At 49.5% G+C, this 22,572-nt stretch carries 20 protein-coding genes; 15 read left to right on the top strand and 5 right to left on the bottom strand.

From position 1 onward, the window contains the following. Positions 1–91 precede the first annotated feature (91 nt). Positions 92–361: a 30S ribosomal protein S20 gene (gene rpsT / locus ACNRUY_RS01795; RefSeq protein ID WP_488109924.1), complete on the top strand. Its 270-nt coding sequence runs from the start codon at positions 92–94 to the stop codon at positions 359–361. A gap of 134 nt (positions 362–495) precedes the next feature. Here rpsT and proB read toward each other — a convergent pair whose 3' ends face one another. The 4 genes from proB to rplU all read right to left on the bottom strand — a co-directional run bounded on the left by proB (position 496) and on the right by rplU (position 3,712). After that, the gene (gene proB, locus ACNRUY_RS01790) at positions 496–1,620 is read right to left on the bottom strand and encodes a glutamate 5-kinase (protein WP_488109923.1); all 1,125 of its coding nucleotides are present in this window, start codon (positions 1,618–1,620) and stop codon (positions 496–498) included. A 3-nt stretch (positions 1,621–1,623) separates the two neighbouring features. Then, entirely contained in the window at positions 1,624–2,820 is a 1,197-nt protein-coding gene (gene cgtA / locus ACNRUY_RS01785) for an Obg family GTPase CgtA (protein WP_488109922.1), read from the bottom strand. Positions 2,821–3,034: 214 nt separating this feature from the next. Further along, complete coding sequence (gene rpmA / locus ACNRUY_RS01780; RefSeq protein WP_488109921.1) at positions 3,035–3,292, bottom strand: 50S ribosomal protein L27; 258 nt, start codon at positions 3,290–3,292, stop codon at positions 3,035–3,037. Between the two features lie 108 nt (positions 3,293–3,400). Next, entirely contained in the window at positions 3,401–3,712 is a 312-nt protein-coding gene (gene rplU, locus ACNRUY_RS01775; RefSeq protein WP_488109920.1) for a 50S ribosomal protein L21, read from the bottom strand. Between the two features lie 356 nt (positions 3,713–4,068). Here rplU and ACNRUY_RS01770 point away from each other — a divergent pair, with 356 nt between their 5' ends. The 3 genes from ACNRUY_RS01770 (at position 4,069) to ispB (ending at position 6,869) form a co-directional block, all read left to right on the top strand. Next, positions 4,069–4,968 carry a polysaccharide deacetylase family protein gene (locus ACNRUY_RS01770; protein ID WP_488109919.1) on the top strand — a complete coding sequence of 300 codons (900 nt, stop codon included), beginning with the start codon at positions 4,069–4,071 and terminating at the stop codon, positions 4,966–4,968. Beyond that, complete coding sequence (locus ACNRUY_RS01765) at positions 4,965–5,810, top strand: GNAT family N-acetyltransferase (RefSeq protein ID WP_488109918.1); 846 nt, start codon at positions 4,965–4,967, stop codon at positions 5,808–5,810. Before ACNRUY_RS01770 ends, ACNRUY_RS01765 begins: the two co-directional genes overlap by 4 nt. Before the next feature lie 81 nt (positions 5,811–5,891). After that, the gene (ispB, locus tag ACNRUY_RS01760; RefSeq protein WP_488109917.1) at positions 5,892–6,869 is read left to right on the top strand and encodes an octaprenyl diphosphate synthase; all 978 of its coding nucleotides are present in this window, start codon (positions 5,892–5,894) and stop codon (positions 6,867–6,869) included. Between the two features lie 87 nt (positions 6,870–6,956). On the opposite strand, the gene galU (ACNRUY_RS01755) is transcribed toward ispB, so the two are convergent. Continuing rightward, positions 6,957–7,784 (bottom strand): UTP--glucose-1-phosphate uridylyltransferase GalU, encoded by an 828-nt coding sequence (galU, locus tag ACNRUY_RS01755; RefSeq protein WP_488109916.1) that lies wholly within the window; start codon positions 7,782–7,784, stop codon positions 6,957–6,959. A 605-nt stretch (positions 7,785–8,389) separates the two neighbouring features. Here galU (ACNRUY_RS01755) and ACNRUY_RS01750 point away from each other — a divergent pair. The 11 genes from ACNRUY_RS01750 (at position 8,390) to galU (ACNRUY_RS01700) (ending at position 22,443) form a co-directional block, all read left to right on the top strand. Further along, positions 8,390–9,169: an ABC transporter permease gene (locus ACNRUY_RS01750; protein ID WP_488109915.1), complete on the top strand. Its 780-nt coding sequence runs from the start codon at positions 8,390–8,392 to the stop codon at positions 9,167–9,169. Beyond that, positions 9,166–9,819: an ABC transporter ATP-binding protein gene (locus ACNRUY_RS01745; RefSeq protein ID WP_488109914.1), complete on the top strand. Its 654-nt coding sequence runs from the start codon at positions 9,166–9,168 to the stop codon at positions 9,817–9,819. The genes ACNRUY_RS01750 and ACNRUY_RS01745 overlap by 4 nt, the downstream gene beginning before the upstream one ends. Before the next feature lie 95 nt (positions 9,820–9,914). Then, positions 9,915–11,180, top strand: coding sequence for a KpsE/RkpR family capsule polysaccharide export protein (locus tag ACNRUY_RS01740; protein WP_488109913.1), 1,266 nt, complete (start codon positions 9,915–9,917; stop codon positions 11,178–11,180). 15 nt (positions 11,181–11,195) lie between these two features. Then, positions 11,196–12,863, top strand: coding sequence for a polysaccharide biosynthesis/export family protein (locus ACNRUY_RS01735; protein ID WP_488109912.1), 1,668 nt, complete (start codon positions 11,196–11,198; stop codon positions 12,861–12,863). Between the two features lie 550 nt (positions 12,864–13,413). Beyond that, a complete protein-coding gene (locus ACNRUY_RS01730; RefSeq protein ID WP_488109911.1) occupies positions 13,414–13,803 on the top strand; it encodes a DUF29 family protein in 390 nt (129 codons plus the stop codon). A gap of 320 nt (positions 13,804–14,123) precedes the next feature. Beyond that, positions 14,124–15,116, top strand: coding sequence for a CgeB family protein (locus tag ACNRUY_RS01725; RefSeq protein ID WP_488109910.1), 993 nt, complete (start codon positions 14,124–14,126; stop codon positions 15,114–15,116). Positions 15,117–15,160: 44 nt separating this feature from the next. Continuing rightward, positions 15,161–16,330 carry a non-hydrolyzing UDP-N-acetylglucosamine 2-epimerase gene (gene wecB, locus ACNRUY_RS01720; protein ID WP_488109909.1) on the top strand — a complete coding sequence of 390 codons (1,170 nt, stop codon included), beginning with the start codon at positions 15,161–15,163 and terminating at the stop codon, positions 16,328–16,330. Between the two features lie 385 nt (positions 16,331–16,715). Further along, complete coding sequence (gene wecC, locus ACNRUY_RS01715) at positions 16,716–17,960, top strand: UDP-N-acetyl-D-mannosamine dehydrogenase (protein ID WP_488109908.1); 1,245 nt, start codon at positions 16,716–16,718, stop codon at positions 17,958–17,960. Between the two features lie 67 nt (positions 17,961–18,027). After that, positions 18,028–20,796 (top strand): glycosyltransferase family protein, encoded by a 2,769-nt coding sequence (locus tag ACNRUY_RS01710; protein ID WP_488109907.1) that lies wholly within the window; start codon positions 18,028–18,030, stop codon positions 20,794–20,796. 14 nt (positions 20,797–20,810) lie between these two features. Beyond that, on the top strand, positions 20,811–21,578 hold the full coding sequence (locus ACNRUY_RS01705) for a DUF6270 domain-containing protein (RefSeq protein WP_488109906.1): 768 nt from the start codon (positions 20,811–20,813) through the stop codon (positions 21,576–21,578). Then, complete coding sequence (gene galU, locus ACNRUY_RS01700) at positions 21,571–22,443, top strand: UTP--glucose-1-phosphate uridylyltransferase GalU (protein WP_488109905.1); 873 nt, start codon at positions 21,571–21,573, stop codon at positions 22,441–22,443. Before ACNRUY_RS01705 ends, galU (ACNRUY_RS01700) begins: the two co-directional genes overlap by 8 nt. Positions 22,444–22,572: the final 129 nt, after the last annotated feature.

The raw sequence follows: 22,572 nt of genomic DNA, 5'->3' as shown, positions 1-22,572 counted from the left end.
TACAGTAACTGCGGCAACCCCTATTTCCCTGCAGGGTGCCCTGAGCCGCCCTGAGACAACCCGATTTTATCGACTTTCAAGGAGCACCATAATGGCTAACTCTCCTTCTGCAAAGAAGCGCGCCCGTCAGGCGGAAAACCGTCGTCAGCACAACGCAAGCCTGCGTTCCATGGTTCGTACCTCCATTAAAAAAGTGGTTCGCGCCATCGAAGCCAAAGACGCTGAAGCTGCCAAAGCAGCCTACACTGCAGCGGTTCCAGTGATTGACCGCATGGCTGACAAAGGCATTATCCACAAGAACAAGGCCGCTCGTCATAAGAGCCGCCTGAATGCTCAGGTTAAAGCCATCGCCACTGCCTGATCGCATACCGCACATCCCTGTGCATAACCGAAAATCGCTCCATGCATTTTCGGCATACCGCACATCCTTGTGCATAAAAAAAACCGGCGGAAGCCGGTTTTTTTATGCCTTCATTTCCTGATTATTTTTAATAATCAGGACACTACCATATTATCTCTGTGTAACAGCTCAGGCTCTCCCTGGTAACCAAGCAGGGCCTCAATCTTCTGACTCGGTTGTCCCATAATCCGGAACGCCTCCCCGGAGTCATAGTTCACCAGCCCACGGGCAATCTCTCGACCCGCATCATCAACGCAGGCCACCATTTCACCTCGCTGAAAGTGCCCCCGCACCTCCCGGACACCCACTGGCAACAAACTCTTCCCTTCCTCCCGGAGCACACGTACAGCACCCGCATCCAGCACCAGTTCACCGGACGTCTTGAGATGCCCCTGCAACCATTGCTTACGGGCAGCCAGTGGCTCCTGATCGGGCAACAACAGAGTCCCCAGAACCTCTTCAGCATTCAATCGGGTAATAACCTGATCAATCCGGCCACCCACAATCACAGTGGCAGCTCCGGAAGACGCTGCCTGACGGGAAGCACGCAGTTTGGTCTGCATCCCTCCCCGCCCCAGATGACCACTACCGCCACCGGCCATGGCATCCAGGGAGGCATCGCCCGCCCGAACCTCATCAACCAGAGTGGCATCGGGATCATTTCTCGGATCCGCCGTAAACAGGCCATCCTGATCCGTCAGAATCACCAGAACATCGGCCTCCACCTGATTTGCCACCAGGGCTGCCAGCGTATCGTTATCCCCAAAACGGAGCTCGTCGGTGACCACGGTGTCATTTTCATTCACCACCGGCACCACACCCATATCCAGCAAGGTTCTCAAGGTACTTTTAGCGTTCAGATAGCGCTGCCGGTTACTGTGATCCGCGTGGGTCAGTAATACCTGGGCAGGCTGCACACCGTATTTTCGAAAACCGCTCTCCCACGCCTGAACCAGCCGGGCCTGACCCACCGCTGCCGCTGCCTGCAACTGGTGAAGAGCCCCAGGCCTCCGGGACCACCCCATCCGCTCCATGCCTGCCGCCACCGCACCGGAAGAGACCAAAACCACCTCTACTCCACGAGATCGCAGCTGGCAAATCTGGGCAACCCAGTCATCAATGCGACCGAGATCCAGCCCTCGTCCTTCATCGGTCAGCAGAGCACTGCCAACCTTGATCACCCAGCGTTGCGCGGCACTTAAACGGCTTCGTTCACCCATGACCTACCCTGCGTAAAAGATCTCAACATCATGATCATCATCGTCCTCATCATCATCCGCCTGCTTCTTGGCAGCACGGCGAAGCCTGCGAGCCTCTGCCAGCTCACGCATCCGGGCACGGGCTTCCGCCTCCATCTGACCCAGCTGCTCCTCTTCCTGACGGGCTACCTCTTCATTCTCTCTTTCCTGAAGCGCCTTCTCTTCAATAAAGTCCATGATGTTCTGACAAAGAATCTCCGTTCCCTGACCCGCAATGGCGGAAGTTTCATAAACCGGCCCTGTCCACTCAAGCTCACTGATGATACGCTGGCACACCGCCTCACGCTGATCATCCGGCAACAGATCCACTTTATTCAGCACCAGCCAGCGATCACGCCCCGCCAGAGTCTCACTGAACTGCTCCAGCTCATGAACAATCGCCTTGGCGCTTTCCGCAGGGTCAGTACCATCATAAGGCGCCACATCCACAAGATGCAGCAGAATACGACAGCGGGCAAGATGCTTCAAAAACCGGATACCCAGCCCCGCCCCGTCAGCCGCGCCCTCAATCAACCCGGGAATGTCGGCCACCACAAAGCCCCGATGCCGGTCAACCGCCACCACCCCAAGATTAGGCACCAAGGTAGTAAACGGGTAATCCGCCACCTTGGGGCGCGCCTGGGAAACCGCCCGGATAAAGGTCGACTTGCCGGCATTAGGCATACCCAGCAGACCCACATCGGCAATCACCTTCAGTTCCAGCCTGAGCGTTCTGCCTTCTCCTTCAGAACCCGGAGATGTCTGACGAGGCGCCCGGTTGACACTGGATTTATACCGGGTATTTCCCAGCCCATGAAAACCACCCTGAGCCACTTTGATGCGCTGACCAATGTGGGTCAGATCACCAATCACCTCTTCGGTTTCATCATCCACCACGGTGGTTCCCACCGGCACCTTAAGCTCAATATCCGAACCTTTGGCACCGGTGCAGTTACGACCACGCCCGGGCTCACCGCTCTCCGCCTGGTAATGACGTTGATAGCGATAATCCACCAGAGTATTCAGGTCATTGTCCGCAATCACGTAGACACTGCCGCCATCGCCACCATCACCACCGTCGGGCCCGCCCTTTTCCACAAACTTTTCCCGGCGAAAGCTGAGACAACCATTGCCGCCCTTGCCCGCCTGCACCGTAATCGTGGCTTCATCAACAAACTTCATGACTCAACACTCCTGCAGAGGTTGTTGCAAAAGGAAAAACCTCTCTGACGCAGACCTTTTGCGACAGCCTCTACAACTTTTACCACTGTATTTACCAAACCGCCTCCCAGAGTTGTCGTCTTATTCCAAAAGGCAAATATGCAAAAGCCCCGCTAATGCGGGGCTTTCAAAGGCTCACCCGGGCAGCAGAGCCGCCCGGATGAACGAAACACAATTACGCAGCTTCTACACGAACGTACTTGCGCTTCTGAGGTCCTTTCACCTCAAAGACCACCTTGCCGTCCGCCTTGGCGAACAGGGTGTGGTCCTTGCCAATACCAACATTGGCGCCCGCATGAAACTTGGTGCCACGCTGACGAACGATGATGGCGCCCGCCTGGATAGCCTGACCACCGTAGATCTTCACGCCTAGGCGTTTACTTTCCGAGTCGCGACCGTTACGGGTACTACCACCAGCTTTTTTATGAGCCATCTTGCTCTCCTTTTATCCCGGGTAAACTGCCGGCTACCACACCAGAAGCCACCCTTAGAAGTTTTCAACAGAACACTGCCTTCAGGCAGCGGGGTCTGTCAGCAAAAATTAACCGGCAATTCCGGTGATCTTCAGCTCAGTGAACCACTGACGGTGGCCCATCTGCTTGCGATGGTGCTTACGACGCTTGAACTTAATGATCTTGATCTTGGGACCACGACCATGGCTAACCACCTCAGCGGTCACCTTGGCACCTTCAACCACTGGCGCACCGACCTTCAGCTCTTCACCGTTGGCCACCAGCAGTACATCGCTGATATCCAGGCTTTCACCGGCAGCGGTGTCCAGCTTTTCAACTTTGAGGGTATCCCCTTCGGCAACGCGGTACTGCTTGCCGCCAGTTCTGATAACTGCGTACATTAAACGAATCTCCGAAAATCCTTACGAGCCTCTTTGTCAAAGGCATCCACCCTTCTCCTGAGCATTGAGCAAACGCTTTTAGCAAACGTTCTTAGCAAAAGAAACGGCTGGAATTTTTATCTATCTGAAAACCACTGCTCAGGGGCAAAGCACCCTGGGGATAGGCGGCACCTCATGAGCCGACACTGCCCAACCGGTCGTTTCGACCAGGAGTAGCACCCGCTTTCCATGACAAAATGGCACACCGCACCGGATTTTGAGATAGGGGCGCAAATTTTAAGGAAGTCCACCGCTTCTGGCAAGCCTTATCGTCTATTCTGGTGCCAGCCTGCTTCAAATATTCCTGGATTTATCCCATGACCGACTACTACCCGAGGAGCTGGGAGGGCTGCGGCAGCCGCCGCCCAACCGTTGCCTGGCCGGACCAGAAAACCCTGGCCATCAATATTGTGATCAATCTTGAAGAGGGGGCAGAAAGAAATGTACTGGATGGTGACGACTGTTCAGAAAACCGGTTCAGCGGCTTTCCCCCACTGCCCTCCATTGCTGGCCGACATTATTCCTCGGAAAGTCTCTATGCCTACGGAAGCCGAGCGGGGAGCTGGCGACTATTACAGCTACTGAATCACTTTGATATTCCCGCCACTTTCTTTGCCTGCGGCCAGGCCCTGGAAAGAAACCCATCCCTGGCCGACGCCCTCCATGACTCTGACCACGAAGTCGCCGGACACGGACTTCGATGGATTGACCACTCAAAACTGGACGAAAACACTGAGCGCCAGCACATTCAGCAAACCCTCAATATCATTCAATCCACCACCGGCAAAACAGCCACCGGCTGGTACACCGGATTGAAAAGCCCCTACACCCGCCGTTTGCTGATCGAAGCTGGACTGGAATACGACAGCGATGACTACTCTGACGATCATCCGTTCTGGCTCCCTGCCGAAGACACCCGCCATCTGATTATCCCATACACCCTGATCAACAACGATATCCAGTACTGCCTGCCCGCAGGCTGGAGCTGCCCTGAAAATGCCTACCGTCACCTGAAAATGACCTTTGACGCCCTCTACCGGGAGAGCAAATTCCAGCCTGCCACCATGACCGTGGGACTGCACTGCCGCCTCTCCGGCCACCCCGGACGCAGCGAAGCCATCCGTCACTTTATTGAATACGCCCAGGCCCATCAGGACATCTGGTTTACCACCCGGGCGAACATCGCCCGCTGCTATTACGAGCAGAGCCCTGTATGACAGCCACCCACCCCATCATTCGACCTCTGACGCCTGCAGAGGCTGGCACGATGATACAACTTGTCAGAGAAGAGGGCTGGAACCCCGGTCTGCACGATGCGCCCACATTCCACAAAATCGCTGACGGTGGACTCCTTGGAGCCTTCCTGGAGAACCAGCTGATTGGCACTTGTGCCATTTTCAACCACAACGCTTATTCGGCCTCTTTTGGACTCTATATCATAAAGCCGGAATTCAGAGGACTTGGCCATGGCATCTGGATGACGCGCCGACGCCTGCGGATGGCAGGCCAGAGAAATATCTCACTGGATGGCGTCCCCCGGCAGTTTCAAACTTATAGACGCATTGGCTTTCGCCAGGCCCACAAAAACCTGCGATTTGAATTCTCTGGCGAACAACCAAAACCCCCTGCCACAATAAGCCTGAGCACAATCCCTTCAGAAGCCATCCGTCGTTACGATACCCAGTTCTTCCCAGGAACCAGAGAACACTATTTAAGCCTCTGGCTAAACCAACCAGCAGTCATTGCCAGAGCCCTGACCAACGGCAGAGACAAACTGAAAGGAATGATTGTTCTTCGCCCCTGTTTCAAAGGTATGAAAGCAGGCCCCTTTTATGCAAACACCCCTGGAAATGCCCTGACACTCCTGCAGGACGCCCTTTACCAGAGCCAGGGAGGCCCAGTCTACATTGACGCCCCTGAAATCAACCCGAATATTCCCTGGTTGGCGGATCAATTTCAGGGAAAATGGGTGTCTGAAACAACTCGAATGTACCGCGGCTATACGCCCGAGCTGAACTACCCGGACCGGTATGGTCTGACTTGCCTGGAGTCCGGCTAACCACCCGGATGAAGACCCGGCTATTGACAGTAAAGAGCCCACTCAATACGATGCCGTATTTCGCCCCACCAAAGCAGCCCAATGCCCGATAAACAGCAAGCCTCTTTTCAGACAGCGGTTCATGATGATTTCCAGAAGGTGGACCAATGCATTCATGAACAACTGCAATCGGATGTTGCCCTGGTCAGCAAGATCGGCGAATACATTATCAAGTCCGGTGGCAAGCGGCTTCGCCCCCTGCTGGTTCTGTTAACCGCCAGGGCCTGCGGTTATAAAGACCACCAACATATTCCACTGGCTGCCATCATTGAATTTCTTCATACCGCCACACTGCTCCACGATGACGTAGTGGATCAGTCTGACCTTCGCCGGGGGAGGGATACTGCAAACGCTCTCTGGGGCAACGCACCCAGCGTTCTGGTGGGTGACTTCTTATACTCCCGCGCCTTCCAGATGATGGTCGGACTGGAAAACTTCAAGCTGCTTCACATCCTCGCCAATGCCACCAACGTCATTGCCGAGGGTGAAGTCATGCAGCTGATGAATATCCATGATGCCGACGTAACCGAAGAAGGCTATATGGAAGTGATACGCTGCAAGACCGCCATGCTGTTCCAGGCCTCCAGCCAAACCGCTGCAGTCCTGAGCAAGGCCAGCCTGGAGGTTGAGCAGGATATGGCAAACTACGGCAACTACCTGGGCGTCGCCTTTCAATTGGTGGACGACCTTCTGGATTACGATGGCGATGCCGAGGCCATGGGGAAAAATCTGGGTGATGACTTGGCCGAAGGCAAACCCACCCTGCCATTGATCTACACCCTCAAGCATGGCTCTGAAGAACAGAAAACCCTGATCCGGGACGCCATTGAGCAGGGCGGACTGGACAGAATCGACGAAGTTCTCAGTGCCGTCCGCAGCTGCGGTGCCCTGGAATATACCGCCACCAAGGCCCGGGAGTATTCAGAAAAAGCCATACGCAGCCTGAAGCACCTGCCGGAAAGCACCTTTCGCACCGCCATGGAAGACCTTGCCGCTTTTGCCGTTGCCCGCAGTTATTAAGCCAGAAACTTTAACTCGCGCTTCACTTGGCACCGTCGAGCAACCGGCCTGCCCAGGGCACACCGGTTGCTACCCACAGCACCAATATCAACTGGAATGCAGACTGCCATAGCAGTAATTAGTTGCCTCAATAAAGCCTTCAATACTGCCGCAGTCGAACCGCCGCCCCTTGAACTTATAAGCCAGGACACAGCCTTTCTGGGCCTGAGCCATCAAGGCATCGGTAATCTGAATCTCCCCCCCCTTGCCAGGCTGGGTTGCTCCGATCAAATCAAAAATATCCGGCGTTAGAATATAGCGCCCAATGATCGCCAGATTACTGGGCGCCTCTTCCCTGGAAGGCTTCTCCACCATACTTTCCACCCGGAGAATGTCCTCTGAGATCCACTGACCGGAAATCACCCCGTATTTATGAACCTCCTCCTCAGGCACCTCCTGAACCGCCACAATACTGCAACGGAACTGTTTATATAACTCAGCCATCTGGGCCAGAACCCCCGGACCTTCAGGATTGACACACAGGTCATCCGCCAGCACCACACCAAAAGGCTGATCACCCACCAGGGACTGCCCCGTCAGAATGGCATGCCCCAACCCTTTCATCTCCCTCTGCCGGGTGTAAGAGAAGGTACACTCATCAATCACCCGACGGATATCCGCCAGCAGGCTCTCCTTCTCGGTTCCGGAAATCTGATGCTCAAGCTCGTAGTTCACATCAAAATGATCTTCCAGAGCCCGCTTGCCACGCCCGGTGACAATACAGATATCCGACATCCCCGCCTGCAGCGCCTCCTCAACTCCGTATTCAATCAGCGGCTTGCTGACCACCGGCATCATCTCTTTGGGCATGGACTTGGTGGCCGGAAGAAAGCGGGTACCATACCCCGCTGCGGGAAACAGACACTTCTTGATCATTGATGGTTTTTCACTCTTTATCTATAAAACGGTATCTATAAAAAACGCCATTCTGAAGACCGTTTATTGCCTCCAGAGTTCCGGGAAAACAATGCTACTGCCAGCGCTTCGCCCATGAAAATTTCGGTAAATTCCCTGCACAATACCAAATGCCCATAGTGAAAAATACCCTTCAATACTTGAGCCTTGACACAAACTTCGGCATAGCGCTTTCGCGTTAAACGGGCATTTTCACCGAATGCCTGCCCAGCCCTCTCAGCGTCTCCATGTCAAAACCCTGAAGCTCCTTAAACCCCGGTCTCTTCTCGAGCGCCCCAATAAGCAATTACCCTTACCCCACCACCAATTCCCTGATTTCATCAGACCACTCGTTCCGATACATTGCTTTCCCATAAACAGCCATGAGCGGGATAGACAGCCATAAGCGGTGCATACTGCACCACCTGAATCATGAAAATAGGTAAAGAGCCGGAAAAATCGGCACATTCAGAGTAACGCGCCGTCATTAAAGCTCCGTTCAGCTTGATCACGGCAAACTACAACGAAAAGAACCCGACCACCCTCCGGGCAGACATCAACCAAGAGAGAACTCTCCAACCGACATTATGCAACAACGAACCTCTTGGCAGATCCAGCGGTCTGTGATTTATGCCCTGCTGATCCGTGAGCTGAAAACCCGCTTTGGCCACTATCGCCTTGGCCTGGCCTGGGCTCTGCTGGAGCCTTTGATGCAGGTGATGGTGTTTATGGCTATGTACCAGGTTCGGGGCATCCACACCATGGGCGGCCTGGATCTTCCCATCTTTCTGGCCACCGGGCTGGCACCGTTTTTCTACTTCAATAAACTGATCTCCCAGTGCACCGGTGCCATCAGTGGCAACCAGAACCTGTTTATCTACCGCCAGGTGCGGATATTTGACCCCTTTCTCGCCCGCCTGTTGCTGGAAGCACCAGTTAATCTGATAACACTGGCTCTGTTACTTACCGGGGCATGGTGGCTTGGCTTCCAGGTAGTTGTCATCAACTCACTCCTGTTTATTCTTCTCTTCATTTTGTTAAGCCTGGTTGGTTTTGGTCTGGGTATGGTTTTTGCCGTTATTCAGGGGCTCTACCCGGAAACAGGAAAATTCATGCCTATTGTGCTACGCCCGCTGTTTTTTATTTCCGGCACCTTTTTCAGCATTAACGATATGCCACACTCGGTGCAACCCCTGCTGCTATGGAACCCGTTGCTCCATATTTTTGAACTGATGCGGTCCTGCTTTTCCCCCCATTACAACGTGTCACTGGTCAGCCTTGAGTTTGCGGCAGTATGGGCGCTGGTTCTGCTGACTCTGGGTATGCTGATGCTCCGAGCCAACTGGCGGAGGATGCTGACCCGATGATTGAGTTCAGAAATGTCACCAAATACTTCCCGACCCCGAAAGGCCGCCATTACATACTGAAAGATGTCACCCTGACCCTGCCGCGGGACAAAAACATCGGAGTATTTGGCGCTAACGGCAGCGGCAAGTCCACCCTGATGAACCTTCTGGCGGGGGTTGACTTCCCCAACAGTGGCTCCATCAAGGTCCACGGCAATGTCTCCTGGCCCCTGGGCCTGTCCGGTTACCAGGGCAGTATGAGCGGACGTGAAAATGCCGAATTTATCTGTCGCGTATACGGCAAAAGCAAACAGGAAATCCGGGAAAAAATCGACTTTATCAAAACCTTCTCAGAAATCGGGGACTTTTTTGAAATGCCCCTGAAAACCTACTCATCGGGCATGCGTTCAAAGTTCTCCTTTGCCGTCAGCATGGCGTTTGACTTTGACTACTACCTGATCGATGAGCTGACCGCCGTGGGCGATAAACGCTTCAGGGAAAAGTGCCACCGGGTTTTCAACGAAAAAAAAGGACGGGCCAACTTTCTGTTTGTCTCTCACAACCTGATCGAACTGAAAAAACAATGTGATATGGGCATCTTTATCAAGGATGGGAAAATACACGTCCACGACTGCATAGATAAAGCCATCAAAGCCTATAACGCTGTATAGAAAACGACTTGAGACGACACCCTATACAGCTTGGCCTGCCCCCATGAACACTGGATACACAACGAACAACCGACTTTTTACCAGATGCACAACCTATGACCAACACTCAACCGGCCATTGAATCGCCCCCAGAACACCAGCCGGATTCTGAACAGAAGAAGCAGACTCATCGCAAGGTGACACGCACTTTATCTTTTCAGAAGTCCCCTTTGAACCGGCCCGAATTTTCCGTGAACCAATTGCAACAGCACCCCTGGTTCAAACTGGCCCGCAAACACCTGTTTCACCGCCAGGTGGGTCGATGGTTTGTGGCTATAGTAGCAGCCCCCTGGCTGGCTTGCGTCCTGTACTATGGCCTGCTTGCCTCGGATCGCTATGTATCCGAAGCCAGCTTCATGGTGGAGAAAAACGACGGAGGCACCTCCACCGCAGCCGGGTTCAGTCTGTTGGGTATCACCCCCCAGAGCGGCAATGACCAGCGCATTCTGGAAGCCTTTATCCAGTCCCCGGATATGCTCAACCACCTGGAGCAAACCCTGAAGCTGAGGGAGCATTACACCGAGTTGCCAGACTGGCTGTCCCGCCTGAGCCCCAACGCCAGCTACGAAGATTTTCTCGATTATTACCGCAGCCACCTGGCGGTACAGTTCAATGCCGAAAACGGCATGCTCAACCTGGAAGTCCAGGGATTTGAGCCAGAGTTTACCCAGACTCTGGCCCGGGCCATTCTGAGCCGCAGCGAGGCCTTTGTGAATGAAATCAGCCATTCCCTGGCCAATGAACAGCAAGCCTTTGTTCAGAAGGAGGTCAATCTCGCCGAAAAGCGGCTGAAAGACATCACAGGACAGCTGCTGGCCTTTCAGAACGCCAACGGGCTTTTAAGCGCTACGGAGCAGGGAGCAGCCCTCAGCGGCATTCTCAATGAATTGCAGGCAGAGCTGGTGCGCAACCAGACCGAACTCCAGACTCTGTCGTCTTATCTGAACAGCCGCTCGCCCCAGGTAGTAGCCCTGAAACAGAAGATCAGCGCCCTGGAAAGCCAACTGATCAAAGAAAAAGCAAGACTTGCCAGCAAAGGCGGAAATGCCGTCAACGACCTGGTCGCAAAACAACAGGAACTGCAACTGGAGCTGGATCTGGCCACCCAGGCCTACTCCGCCACGCTGGTGGCACTGGAAAAAGCCCGCACCGAAGCCAGCCGAAAAATCAAACAACTGGTGGTGGTCAGTTCACCTCAGCTGGCCGAGGATGCCCGCTATCCAAGAGTGGGCTATAACCTGACCAATATTCTACTGGTACTGTTGATGCTGTTCGCCCTGGTGCGAATGATTCGCGCCACTGTTCGTGAACACCGGGACTAAAGGATGTCGACTGATATGATAAAACATGCACTCACCCGAATCGGCATCACTGCACTGATGATTGCCTCTCTGCTTTCTACCCTGCTCTCTTCCCTGCAGGCCTCTGCCGCTGTTGCGGTTCCTGAAGAGTCCAGCAGCAACGGCCCTGAAATGGTGGAATCCATTGACCAGAACCCTGTCTTTGGCCAGAACCTGTTCAGCGGCTTTCGCCAGGCAGAGTTCAAAGGGTTTAACCCGGAATACCGGCTGGCCATTGGGGACAAAATCACCCTGCAAATGTGGGGTGCCTATGAAGTCGCAGTTGACCTGACCGTGGACGCCCAGGGCAATGTCTTTATCCCCCAGGTGGGACCCGTACAAATGCAGGGGGTGGCCAATAAAGACCTCAACACGGTGATTGAGAAAAAGGTGCGCAGCGTCTACCAGAAAAACGTCAACCTCTATGCCAGCCTCAATGCCGCAGAGCCGGTAAAACTTTTTGTTACCGGCTTTGTCAAATCTCCTGGTCTCTACGGAGGCTTTGCCTCGGACTCAGTCCTGGCTTTCCTGGCCAAAGCGGGCGGTATCCGGCCCGAGTCCGGCAGTTACCTGAACGTAGAACTGAAACGCAATGGCAGCACTCGCGCCACCTTTAACCTCTATGACTTTCTGCTGACCGGAAAAATCAACCAGGTGCAACTGCACGATGGTGACACCCTGGTGGTGAACACCCGGCAGAGCATTGCCAGCTTCAAGGGACTGGTGGAAAACCCGGTACAGATTGAGTTTACCGGCGGAGACATTGCTCTGAACGATGCGCTGAATATGGTCGGCCTGATGCCCTCCGCCACCCACGTAAGAATCGCCCGCAACCAGATGGCGAAACGCAATGTTGAATACCTGCCCATTGCCAATGCTCAGGGAATCAACCTGCAAAGCGGCGATGAGGTCACTGTTGTCTCTGACAAAATGCCCGGCACCATCAGCGTTTCCGTTGAAGGTGAGCACAACGGCCAGGCGGTTTATATCCTGCCCTACGGCAGCACGCTTAAAGACCTGATGGCACGCATTCATCCCACGGCCCGCTCCAACCTGCAGGCTCTGCAATTATTCCGCGAGGAGGTTGCCGCCCGGCAGAAAGCCATGCTGGAAGTCTCCCTGCAGCAGCTGGAACAAGCCGCCCTGTCTGCCCGAAGCAAAAGTGTCGGGGAAGCCAAACTGCGCCAGTCTGATGCGGAAGCCATCCTCAAGTTTGTTGCCCGTGCCCGCAAGGTGCAGCCCCGCGGTCAGGTCCTGCTGGGCAACAGCAGCGCCCGGATGGAAGTCATGCTGAAAGACCAGGACCGAATTGTCATTCCCAACAACACCGTACTGGTTCAGGTACACGGCGAAGTGATGTTCCCCAACGCCATGGTCTACAGCGAAGGCAAAACCATCATGGACTACATCAACAGCTCCGGCGGTTATTCCCAGAAAGCGGATCAATCGCGGGTGCTGGTGCTCCATACCGATGGCACCATCCAGAGAATTGAATATAAGGATGGATGGCTATCCGATGGCAAACTGGCGAAGTACGACGTCCAACCCGGTGACGAAATTCTGGTGATGCCCCAGGTGGACAACAAAACCATGCAGTACACCAGCGACATTATGCAGGTGGTCTATCAGGTAGCCATGAGTGCAGCGGTGGTGTTAAGCCTGTAAGTTTGATCAAACATTTCACTTCCCTGCCGATGCAGGGTAGTGGAATGATTGTGACTACTACAGATTATTCCATCACGAGAAGAATCACATCATCCACGGCTTGCTCCCTTTCCTCCCATTCTCAGTGACAGATCATCACAAATGCCCTTCCAGTATTCCTGGAGCTCTTGATAAATAGACATCACATGAACTTCAAACAGATTGCACGCCAGAGGATCCCTCTACCATAACCGGCGCCCATGGTCTATTGAGCAGATGCAAGACAGCGACTAACTGCCGGGGGATTGATCGTCAACGCTGCCTCATTGCCCTCATGTCGTTGCGCTTCGCCATTTGCAAAGGTAGTACTCCATTTAAAGGCATTTGACGTACTCCACTCATCCAGAGTTTGTCGAAGGATGATGACACTGCACTTCGACAGGCTCAGAGCAAGCAGAGATTGAAAGCCTCAATCCCATTGAAATGATGTAGTAGGTTGCGGCTGAGCAAAGCGAAGCGCAACACAAAAAAGACACTCTCACGCCTTTGCCCTTTACTGTGAATTCCCAGCTTGCCCCCAGCCCGACAAGGGAGCAAATGCCGATACCAGAGAACCGTTATTAACCCTCAATGCTTTGACAATGGCTTTGAACCCGAACATTTTCGCAGCTGGACGGACAACACCAGCAATGCCCGTAGAGAGCTGACCCGCTGGCTCAGAAAGACACCCTCCCTTGGCTACCTCCTGGCAGCCACACTTTTCCAGTGCTACCTGGAAGCACAAGCCGATGCAATCCGGGAAATGAACCTCTACCTCCCGAAAAACCAATTACTGACCAAAGAAACCTACCCACAAAGCTGGCATCACCGAAATGAGCACCAGAACATCTACCTTGAACAAAAGAGAAAGAAACCTGAACAAAACCTTAACAAGCCGAAGCTTGAGGTACATCTACACTGATCAATAATCACCCAATATTCGATAAATACGGTTATCCACAACTCCACAGACCATTGAATTAAGTTAAATTCCCGAAACAATTTACCGGCACACTTCTCATTTTTTCATATCTCCGTATTTGCAGGTATATACATCCGCAAAGGGGAACTATTGAAATACGGTTTCAGTGCCAAAACGCTGTTTCGATAAATGCGTAGCCTTCTCCTTTTTTACAAGTAGATTGCGAATTTTGAAGGGCGGTAGCGTGCTTTTTATTTAAAAAACCAACCGCAAGCCTTTCATGGCTGAACAAACAAATGTAATACCGGTAGCCTATGCAAATGAAGCGCCGTCCACGAATTGCCCTTATTGCCGATGACTTGACCAGCCAGGCACTGGCTCCTGATGCAAAACTCCTGCAGTTGACACCCGCGAATTGGCGATGGCAACTTTCCTTAAGGGAGCGTCCGGATATTTTGCTGGTTGAATCGGCCTGGCGCGGATATCGTAATAGCTGGCAAGGTCTGATTGCAGATTCCAACAACAAAACCCATAAAAAAACCAATCCTTTAAAAAAAATCCTGCATTGGTGTCAGAAAAACGGTATTCCAGCTGTGTTCTGGAATAAAGAGGACCCTGTTTGCTTCGATCGTTTTTTGAAAGTAGCACTGCAATTTGAAGTGGTATACACAACCGATGAAGTCTCCATTGCCAGATATTACGACCTTCCCGGGCAACAATTCACACTGGTTGGAGTATTGCCGTTTGCAGCCCAGCCAGAGCTTTACCAGCCTGACAAAGAAGATATCCGCGCTCCGGGAATCGCCTTCGCGGGTGGCTACTATGGAAAAGAGCATCCGGAGCGCAGCCAGCTTCAGACAGACATTTTGACAGCATTAATTGATGCACCATTGACCATTTATGACCGCTTCTGGAGCAGCGGAAAGCAGAGCAGCTTTCCACGCCAATTAAAGCATCGTTGTGCCCCAGCTGTGCCACAAAAAAAAATGGTACAAGTGTACAACAAACATCAGCTATATCTAAACTTCAACACCATCAGCAACTCACCCACCATGCTGTCGCGGCGTGTATTTGAGCTGGCAGCCTGTGCCAGCCCGATGATCAGCACACCCTCACCAGCACTTAAACGTTTTTTTGGGGATTCCATCCCGCAGGTATCCAATAGTGAAGAGGCCCTTAACTGGTGCAACACACTGTTGGCAAATCACTTACTCAGGAAACAGGTAGGGCAAAGGCTCTTTGAAAGTGTTATGGATCAACACACCTGGGCACACCGACTGGAACAAATCCGGCAAGAAACCGGCTTTTTCTAAGACCTCCTCCATCAACACATAAAAAAAGATACGAGACCAACACAGTGAAACTACAGAAAATCCTTATTGTTTTTGGGACACGTCCGGAAGCCATCAAAATGGCACCAGTGATTAAAACATTCCAGGCCAGTCCAATGGTTGATGCCCGGGTCTGCGTAACAGGGCAACATCGGGAAATGCTTGACCAGGTTCTGAAACTGTTTGAAATCAAACCAGAATATGACTTGAACATAATGAAACCCGGCCAGGACCTGACGGATGTCACCACCGCTATCCTGCAGGGTATGAAACCCGTGTTTAATGAATTCAAACCGGACCGGATTCTGGTGCATGGGGATACCGCCACCTCTTTTGCCGCTACTCTGGCAGCCTATTACCACCAGGTAGCAGTGGGTCATGTTGAAGCAGGCCTGAGAACCGGAAATATATACTCGCCATGGCCTGAAGAGGGGATGCGACGGTTAACAGGTGGCATTGCCGACCAGCACTACACCCCTACTACAAGCTCTCTGAAAAACCTGATTATGGAAAACATTGCTCCGGACACCGTATTCGTTACCGGCAATACGGTGATTGATGCCCTGCTGGACGTCTCTGCCCGCATTGACAGCAATGCGGCCATGAACGAAGCATTGGCTGGGCAATTTCCATTTCTTGACCCGGAGAAAAAACTGATTCTAGTAACCGGCCATCGTCGTGAAAACCATGGGGATGGTTTTGAACGGATCTGTCGTGCCTTAAAAGAGCTGGCAGGTCGCCCAGATGTTCAGATTGTCTATCCCGTTCACTTGAATCCAAACGTTCAGGAACCGGTCAACAGGAACCTGGCAGGCCTGGACAACGTTCATTTGGTCGAACCTCAGGATTACCTGCCTTTTGTTTATCTGATGAAGCAAAGCTACCTGATTCTGACCGATTCCGGAGGCATCCAGGAAGAAGCACCCACACTGGGCAAACCCGTGCTCTGTATGCGTGATACCACAGAACGCCCTGCAGCCGTTAAAGCGGGCACTGTGAGGCTGGTTGGCACCTGCGAAAACACGATTATCCAGGAAGTCTGCCACCTGCTGGACGATGAGCTGGCGTATCAGGTCATGAGCCACGCCAGCAACCCTTACGGCGACGGTCGTGCCAGCCATCGTATCCTGGAAGCCATTCTGGGAAGGGATGCTTCCATGAGCATGTTTATTGACCAGAATCTCCGGGTCGCCTGAGCAACGCCTTAGTGCTTATCCTTGCGCCTGAGGATGAGGATTAACGTCTTTTTTCCTGGCTTTTGCCCTCACCCAACTCCTCTCCCAAAAAGCGGGGTTTAAAATTTTGCATAACCAAACTCCCTCTCCCTCCGGGAGAGGGTTGGGGTGAGGGAAAGCTCTTCAGGGTTCATGGCGGAGACATCGAGATCAGCTACCGAATCCTCAATGCAACTTATCCAAGTCTCCCCGGAATAGCTGGGAATTTACCTTTTTATGAATTAATCGTCCCCCCGTAAACCGTAAATTCACGCTGTTCCTTATCCACTGTTTTTTTTCCACAGGGTTCTTTAGCTCCAGACAAACTGGCAATGACCCTTTAAACTGCAACACAAGTAATTATTTAATGAGTACATTCAACACTATTTCTGTAATTGGTCTCGGTTATATTGGTTTGCCCACTGCGGCAGTCATTGCTGGAAACGACCTCCATGTGGTCGGCGTGGATGTCAATCAACACGCGGTTGACACCATTAACCAGGGCAAAATCCATATTGTGGAACCTGGCCTGGAAGCGTTGGTAAAAAGCAGTGTTGAAAAAGGGTATTTAAAAGCGTTCATCACCCCCCAAAAAGCCGATGCCTTTCTAATGGCAGTACCTACGCCCTTCAAAGGGAGCGATCATGAACCCGATCTGAAATACATTGAGGCCGCCTCAAAGGCATTAGCTCCGGTGCTGGAAAAAGGGAACCTGGTGGTTCTGGAATCCACCTCTCCCGTGGGTGCAACTGAAAAAATGGCCACATGGCTGGCGAATGCCCGCCCTGACCTGACCTTCCCACATCAAATGGAAAACGGTGAAAAATCCGATATCCAAATCGCCCACTGCCCTGAACGCGTTCTGCCAGGTCAGGTCATCCGTGAGCTGGTGGAAAATGACCGCATTATCGGGGGAATGGATGAGCACAGCACCGAAGCAGCCACTGCCGTGTACAAGCTATTTGTAAAAAAAGGCGAATGCATAGCAACCGACGCTCGAACCGCCGAAATGAGCAAACTCACCGAAAACGCTTTCCGTGATGTCAATATCGCCTTTGCCAATGAGCTGTCACTGATCTGTGACCAGCAGGGAATCAGCGTATGGGAGCTGATAGAACTTGCAAACCGCCATCCACGCGTCAATATTCTTCAGCCCGGTTGCGGGGTGGGCGGACACTGTATCGCGGTTGACCCCTGGTTTATCGTGAACCAGAACCCAGAAACAGCAAACCTCATTCATCAGGCTCGTAAGATCAATGACTTTAAGCCTAACTATGTAGTGGAACAGGTCGAGGAAGCAGTAAAAGGAATTGAGAACCCAACCATTGCCTGCCTTGGGTTGGCGTTTAAGCCAGATATCGACGATTTGAGGGAAAGTCCTGCACTGGACATCACCACCAAGCTGGCCTTGTCCGGTTACAACATTCTGGCCGTAGAGCCTAATATCCACGAACTGCCTGAAAAATTCTGCAGTCTTGAAAATATCAGGTTAGTACAGTTGCAGGAAGCATTGGAACAAGCAGATGTCGTTGCCATTCTTGTAAAGCATAATCAATTTATTGGGCATGAATTTCCAGAAAACACGCTGGACTTTGTAAATACAACAAACTGAAACACATCAATCATCACAGCAGCCTGATCGTATCGGGCTGCTACCTTGAATAAAGATACAGCTGCTTATGACAACCTCCGCCAGACTCACAAAGAAAAAATCAAAAAAAAATAGACTACAAACACTGCATAAAGAAAAAATCAACACCTGTTTTTCGATCTACGACAAAAGCCTTGACACCTTATACAAGCAGCTATCGAGAAAATCTGGAAAAATCAATTGGGTAGAGCAGAACTACCCCCTCCTTCCATTCAACAAGATAAGCTCAGATAATGTAGGTGATGCTTGGCTATTACCAGGAGACAATAATCGTAGAAAAATACTGACCATTGAAAATAATGGAAAATTAACAGTTGAAGCCGATTTAGTTGATGGAGATTCCTTCTATCTGCAAACCGGCAGCATGAATATAAATGGACTGCCTTTAAATTCACAAAAATGGGGAATTTCAGCTAATCAGCAATTTCGGACTCACATACAAGCTGACTATGGAAGCCAGCGACCAGAGTGCGCAGTTTTTATTATTCAATACGATGATGAAAATCGAATCACTCATAAGTACCAGCAAATCTATCACGGTCTGAACAAAATAGAGTTCAAAACAGAGCCAACAACGCACTATATCAGTATTGCTTTTCGCTTTAAGGGCAAAGGCTCAATTTGCATAAGCCCGGTAAAGATCTATTCAGAAGAAACTCTTTCTATAAGCCAGTTAACACTAGAAAACTGCCAAACAGAGGATGAAGTAGAAAGCATATTCAAACTAAAAACAAAATTACTAAGCAGTGCCTTTGAAAAAAGAATAAATGATATACCAAATTCTCCAACCACTCAAAAAAAAGATTTAAATGATCTAAAAAATAAGCTAGCAACCGCGCTTTATGAAAAGCAAAAGATTGAAAAATCACTTCAATACCGACTTGGAAAAGCTTTTTCTGACATCAGCAAAAACAAAATATCAGGTATCGCATCACTTCCCAAAAAACTTATAAAAATTCGAGCAGCAAATCGAAAAGGTAAGTTCACAACTCCACCAATGGACAACCAGGTAAAACAAAACTTGCTTGAAAGCATTGGAATTTTCAATGAGGACAGGCCTGAGAAAGAACTAAGTTGGCCGGCATTTGAGCCTAAAGCGAAAATGCGAAACCAACACATAAATGTTGTTTCTATCAGTGATAAATTCACCTATGAGTGCTTTCGATACGAAGCAAACTTTATCCAGCTGAGCAAGAAAAACTGGAAAGCAGAAATTGATGAAGCCAATCCAGTAATGTTCTTCATTGAATCTGCCTGGAATGGTAATGATGGCGAGTGGACTTATACCATGGCCAGTTACAAAAAGCACCTTGGTGATCCTCTTCGTGACGCTATCAAGTACTGCAAATCAAAGAAAATTCCTGTCGTGTTCTGGAACAAGGAAGACCCAACTAACTATGATGTTTTCATCGATGTTGCAGCGGACTGCGATTATATCTTCACCACTGATGAAAATATCATCAACAAGTACAAAAACCGTGTAGGACATGAGCGTGTTTATCCATTAGCATTTGCTGCTCAGCCTGCTATCCATAACCCCATTCGAGACAAACGCAAAAACCTTCCTACCTATGAAGTCTGCTTTGCTGGAAGCTGGTACAATAATGGCCATGATACTCGCCGGGTACAAACAGAAATTGTTCTGGATGGTGCGATGCATCGAGAGCTTCATATTTACGATAGAATGCTTCATGCAACGAAACATCGTGAGTCTCGGATTTTCCCTGCTAAGTACCAACCCTTTATTGTTGGGTCCCTGAACTATGAGCAGATGGTCACCGCTTACCGCCAATACAAGGTATTTTTGAACATCAACACCGTTCAAGATTCACCCACCATGTTCTCTCGACGTGTTTTTGAAATTCTGGCTTGTGGAACCCCGGTGATTTCCACGGATTCAGATGGTATGAAAGCTATGCTTGGGGATCACGTAGGAGTTGCTCAAAATAAGGATGAGGCTAAAAAGAAAATTCAAAAGCTACTGGAATCAGAGATCGATCGCGATCGAATAGCTCATTTAGGGGCCCGTCATTGCTTACAACATCACTCCTACCAACAGCGTTTCTCCCAAATCATGGAGACCATTGGTGCTCATTATATAAGTAGTGACAACAATAAAGTATCTGTTATTATGTGCACAAATCGTCCTAAAAATATAGGAATGATGATTGACAACTATCTGCGTCAGGCACACCCTAATAAAGAATTATTGATAATACTTAATAGTGACGAATTTGATTTAGAGAATATTAGAAATAAAACAAGCGACATTCCAAATTGTCAAATCCATCAGTTACCAGAAGAAATGACACTGGGAGACTGTCTCAATCACGGGGTTGCAAATGCTACTGGTGATTATATTGCCAAAATGGATGATGATGATATCTATGGTAAAAACTATCTTGTAGATACCTTGTTAGCATTTAGCTTTAGTGGTGCCGATGTCGTAGGAAAAGATTCCTACTTTTGCTTTGTAGAATCAAACAGCACAATGGCTATTAAACAAATTGGAAAGGAAAGTAGGTACTCTGACTTCATATCAGGAGGAACACTTGTAATTAAGAAGCAAGTTTTTGAGAAAATAAAGTTTCACAGCCGCAATCGTGGAGAAGACACTAATTTCCTAAAAGATTGCAAAAGCAACGGCTTTATTATCTACTCCTCAGATAAATATAACTTTATACAAATGAGGTATTCTGACACAAATTCTCACACATGGACTATTCAAGACAGTGAATATCTAAAAAACTGCCACAAAGTAAGCGAAAAGCTCAACCAAGATATTGCACTTATATAAATAGGATCAAATTAATGATTAAAACAGGTATTATTGGTTCATGTGTAACAAGAGATGCATTTGAAGAAAAGCCAAATTGTTTTGATGTTAAAGGGGCATATTTTCCACGCGCCTCATTAATAAGCTTAATGAGCCAACCAATTTCAGAAAAATCATTAAAAGTAACTACGGACCAAGAATGGATAAAGTGGGTTCTTAAAAACGATTATAGTAAGACATCTTTAACGCAACTAAAACAGAAAAAGCCGAAAATAATCTGCATAGATCTAATAGAGGAAAGATATGACATTATATCTATAGAAAAAAGCCACTTAACAAATTCCGCCGAATTTTCTAAATACACAACCCTCCTAAATGGAGATACAAAGGAAAACATACTCAAAAGAGGAGAAAATAGTACAGAAATGCTTTTTCATGAAAAAGCCCTGTTATTTTGCAACGAAATAAACTCAAAATTCAAAGACACACTTATAATCATTCACAAAGCAAAGTATTGCAATTTTTATAGAGAAAAAGGATCCATAAAAAAGTTTGATAAGAAAACATGTTTTAACAACGACCTAATAAATTCTCGAATAGAGATATATTACACACTTTTAGAAAGCAACTTAAGAAACGTAGAAACCATCGACATTGAGAACAATCTAACATTATCCTGCGCAAATCATAAGTGGGGTTTATCTCCATTTCACTATATAAGCGAGTATTACTGTAATTTTATGACCAAACTAGAGGCTATATCAGAAAAGAAAAATATTCTAACTGGAAATACTTATGCATAAAATAAAAAAAGCAGTATTTCCAGTAGCTGGAATGGGTACCCGCTTTCTTCCTGCTACTAAGGCATGTCCAAAAGAAATGTTACCTGTGGTCGATAAACCACTTATCCAATATGCTGTAGAAGAGGCTATTTCCGCAGGTATTACCGATCTAATTTTTGTAACCTCCTGGACAAAGCGATCAATAGAAGATCATTTTGATAAAAATTTTGAGCTGGAATATAAACTGGAGCAGGCAGGGAAACAAAAATTGCTGGAAACAGTGCAGGGAATCTTGCCAAAAGGTGTCAATTGTTTTTATGTTCGTCAGTCTGAAGCATTAGGGCTTGGTCATGCAGTTTTATGTGCCAAGCAAATAGTCGGTAATGATCCTTTTGCAGTGCTTTTAGCCGATGATATGATTTACTGTGAAAAGACAGCTTGTTTGAATACTATGGTGGGTATGGCATCAGAAAGCAGTAGCTCTGTTGTTGCCGTTGAACAAGTACCTATGGATCAGGTCAATAAATATGGCGTTATTGATCCTGTCAATATTGCGAAACGCCTTTATAAATTAAAAGGGGTGGTAGAAAAGCCTCCTGTGGAAAAAGCACCTTCCAATCTTTCGATTGTTGGACGTTATGTCCTCCAGCCTCGTATATTCGAATTACTGGAAACTACCCCCCGTGGGGCGGGCGGTGAAATTCAGCTGACTGATGCTATCGCAGCCTTAATTCATGAGCAGGATATATTCGCCTACGAATTTGATGGTATTCGCTATGATTGTGGGAGCAAGCTAGGCCATATGAAAGCTAATGTTGAATATGCATTACGCCACCCTGAACTTAAAGAAAGTTTCAAAGAGTATCTATTAAATACTGTTTGTTGATTTGTAGTAGTTCAGACCTGATCTGACAGTCACCGATTTTTCAGAGGGTGTCTGTCAGGTCAAATTCAGGCTACAAATTTTTCCTTCCAGATCTCTTTGCCATCTATCAGAGTTTCCATTGGCGTTCTT

It is taken from the genome of Endozoicomonas sp. Z74 (genome assembly GCF_057680865.1).
This window is presented reverse-complemented; position numbering and strand designations above follow the sequence as displayed.

Excerpts from the sequence above, each read along its gene's own strand:
- rpsT (WP_488109924.1), top strand. The coding sequence starts at position 92 with ATGGCTAACTCTCCTTCTGCAAAGAAGCGCGCCCGTCAGGCGGAAAAC.
- proB (WP_488109923.1), bottom strand. The coding sequence starts at position 1,620 with ATGGGTGAACGAAGCCGTTTAAGTGCCGCGCAACGCTGGGTGATCAAG.
- cgtA (WP_488109922.1), bottom strand. The coding sequence starts at position 2,820 with ATGAAGTTTGTTGATGAAGCCACGATTACGGTGCAGGCGGGCAAGGGC.
- rpmA (WP_488109921.1), bottom strand. The coding sequence starts at position 3,292 with ATGGCTCATAAAAAAGCTGGTGGTAGTACCCGTAACGGTCGCGACTCG.
- rplU (WP_488109920.1), bottom strand. The coding sequence starts at position 3,712 with ATGTACGCAGTTATCAGAACTGGCGGCAAGCAGTACCGCGTTGCCGAA.
- ACNRUY_RS01770 (WP_488109919.1), top strand. The coding sequence starts at position 4,069 with ATGACCGACTACTACCCGAGGAGCTGGGAGGGCTGCGGCAGCCGCCGC.
- ACNRUY_RS01765 (WP_488109918.1), top strand. The coding sequence starts at position 4,965 with ATGACAGCCACCCACCCCATCATTCGACCTCTGACGCCTGCAGAGGCT.
- ispB (WP_488109917.1), top strand. The coding sequence starts at position 5,892 with ATGCCCGATAAACAGCAAGCCTCTTTTCAGACAGCGGTTCATGATGAT.
- galU (WP_488109916.1), bottom strand. The coding sequence starts at position 7,784 with ATGATCAAGAAGTGTCTGTTTCCCGCAGCGGGGTATGGTACCCGCTTT.
- ACNRUY_RS01750 (WP_488109915.1), top strand. The coding sequence starts at position 8,390 with ATGCAACAACGAACCTCTTGGCAGATCCAGCGGTCTGTGATTTATGCC.
- ACNRUY_RS01745 (WP_488109914.1), top strand. The coding sequence starts at position 9,166 with ATGATTGAGTTCAGAAATGTCACCAAATACTTCCCGACCCCGAAAGGC.
- ACNRUY_RS01740 (WP_488109913.1), top strand. The coding sequence starts at position 9,915 with ATGACCAACACTCAACCGGCCATTGAATCGCCCCCAGAACACCAGCCG.
- ACNRUY_RS01735 (WP_488109912.1), top strand. The coding sequence starts at position 11,196 with ATGATAAAACATGCACTCACCCGAATCGGCATCACTGCACTGATGATT.
- ACNRUY_RS01725 (WP_488109910.1), top strand. The coding sequence starts at position 14,124 with ATGAAGCGCCGTCCACGAATTGCCCTTATTGCCGATGACTTGACCAGC.
- wecC (WP_488109908.1), top strand. The coding sequence starts at position 16,716 with ATGAGTACATTCAACACTATTTCTGTAATTGGTCTCGGTTATATTGGT.
- ACNRUY_RS01710 (WP_488109907.1), top strand. The coding sequence starts at position 18,028 with ATGACAACCTCCGCCAGACTCACAAAGAAAAAATCAAAAAAAAATAGA.
- ACNRUY_RS01705 (WP_488109906.1), top strand. The coding sequence starts at position 20,811 with ATGATTAAAACAGGTATTATTGGTTCATGTGTAACAAGAGATGCATTT.
- galU (WP_488109905.1), top strand. The coding sequence starts at position 21,571 with ATGCATAAAATAAAAAAAGCAGTATTTCCAGTAGCTGGAATGGGTACC.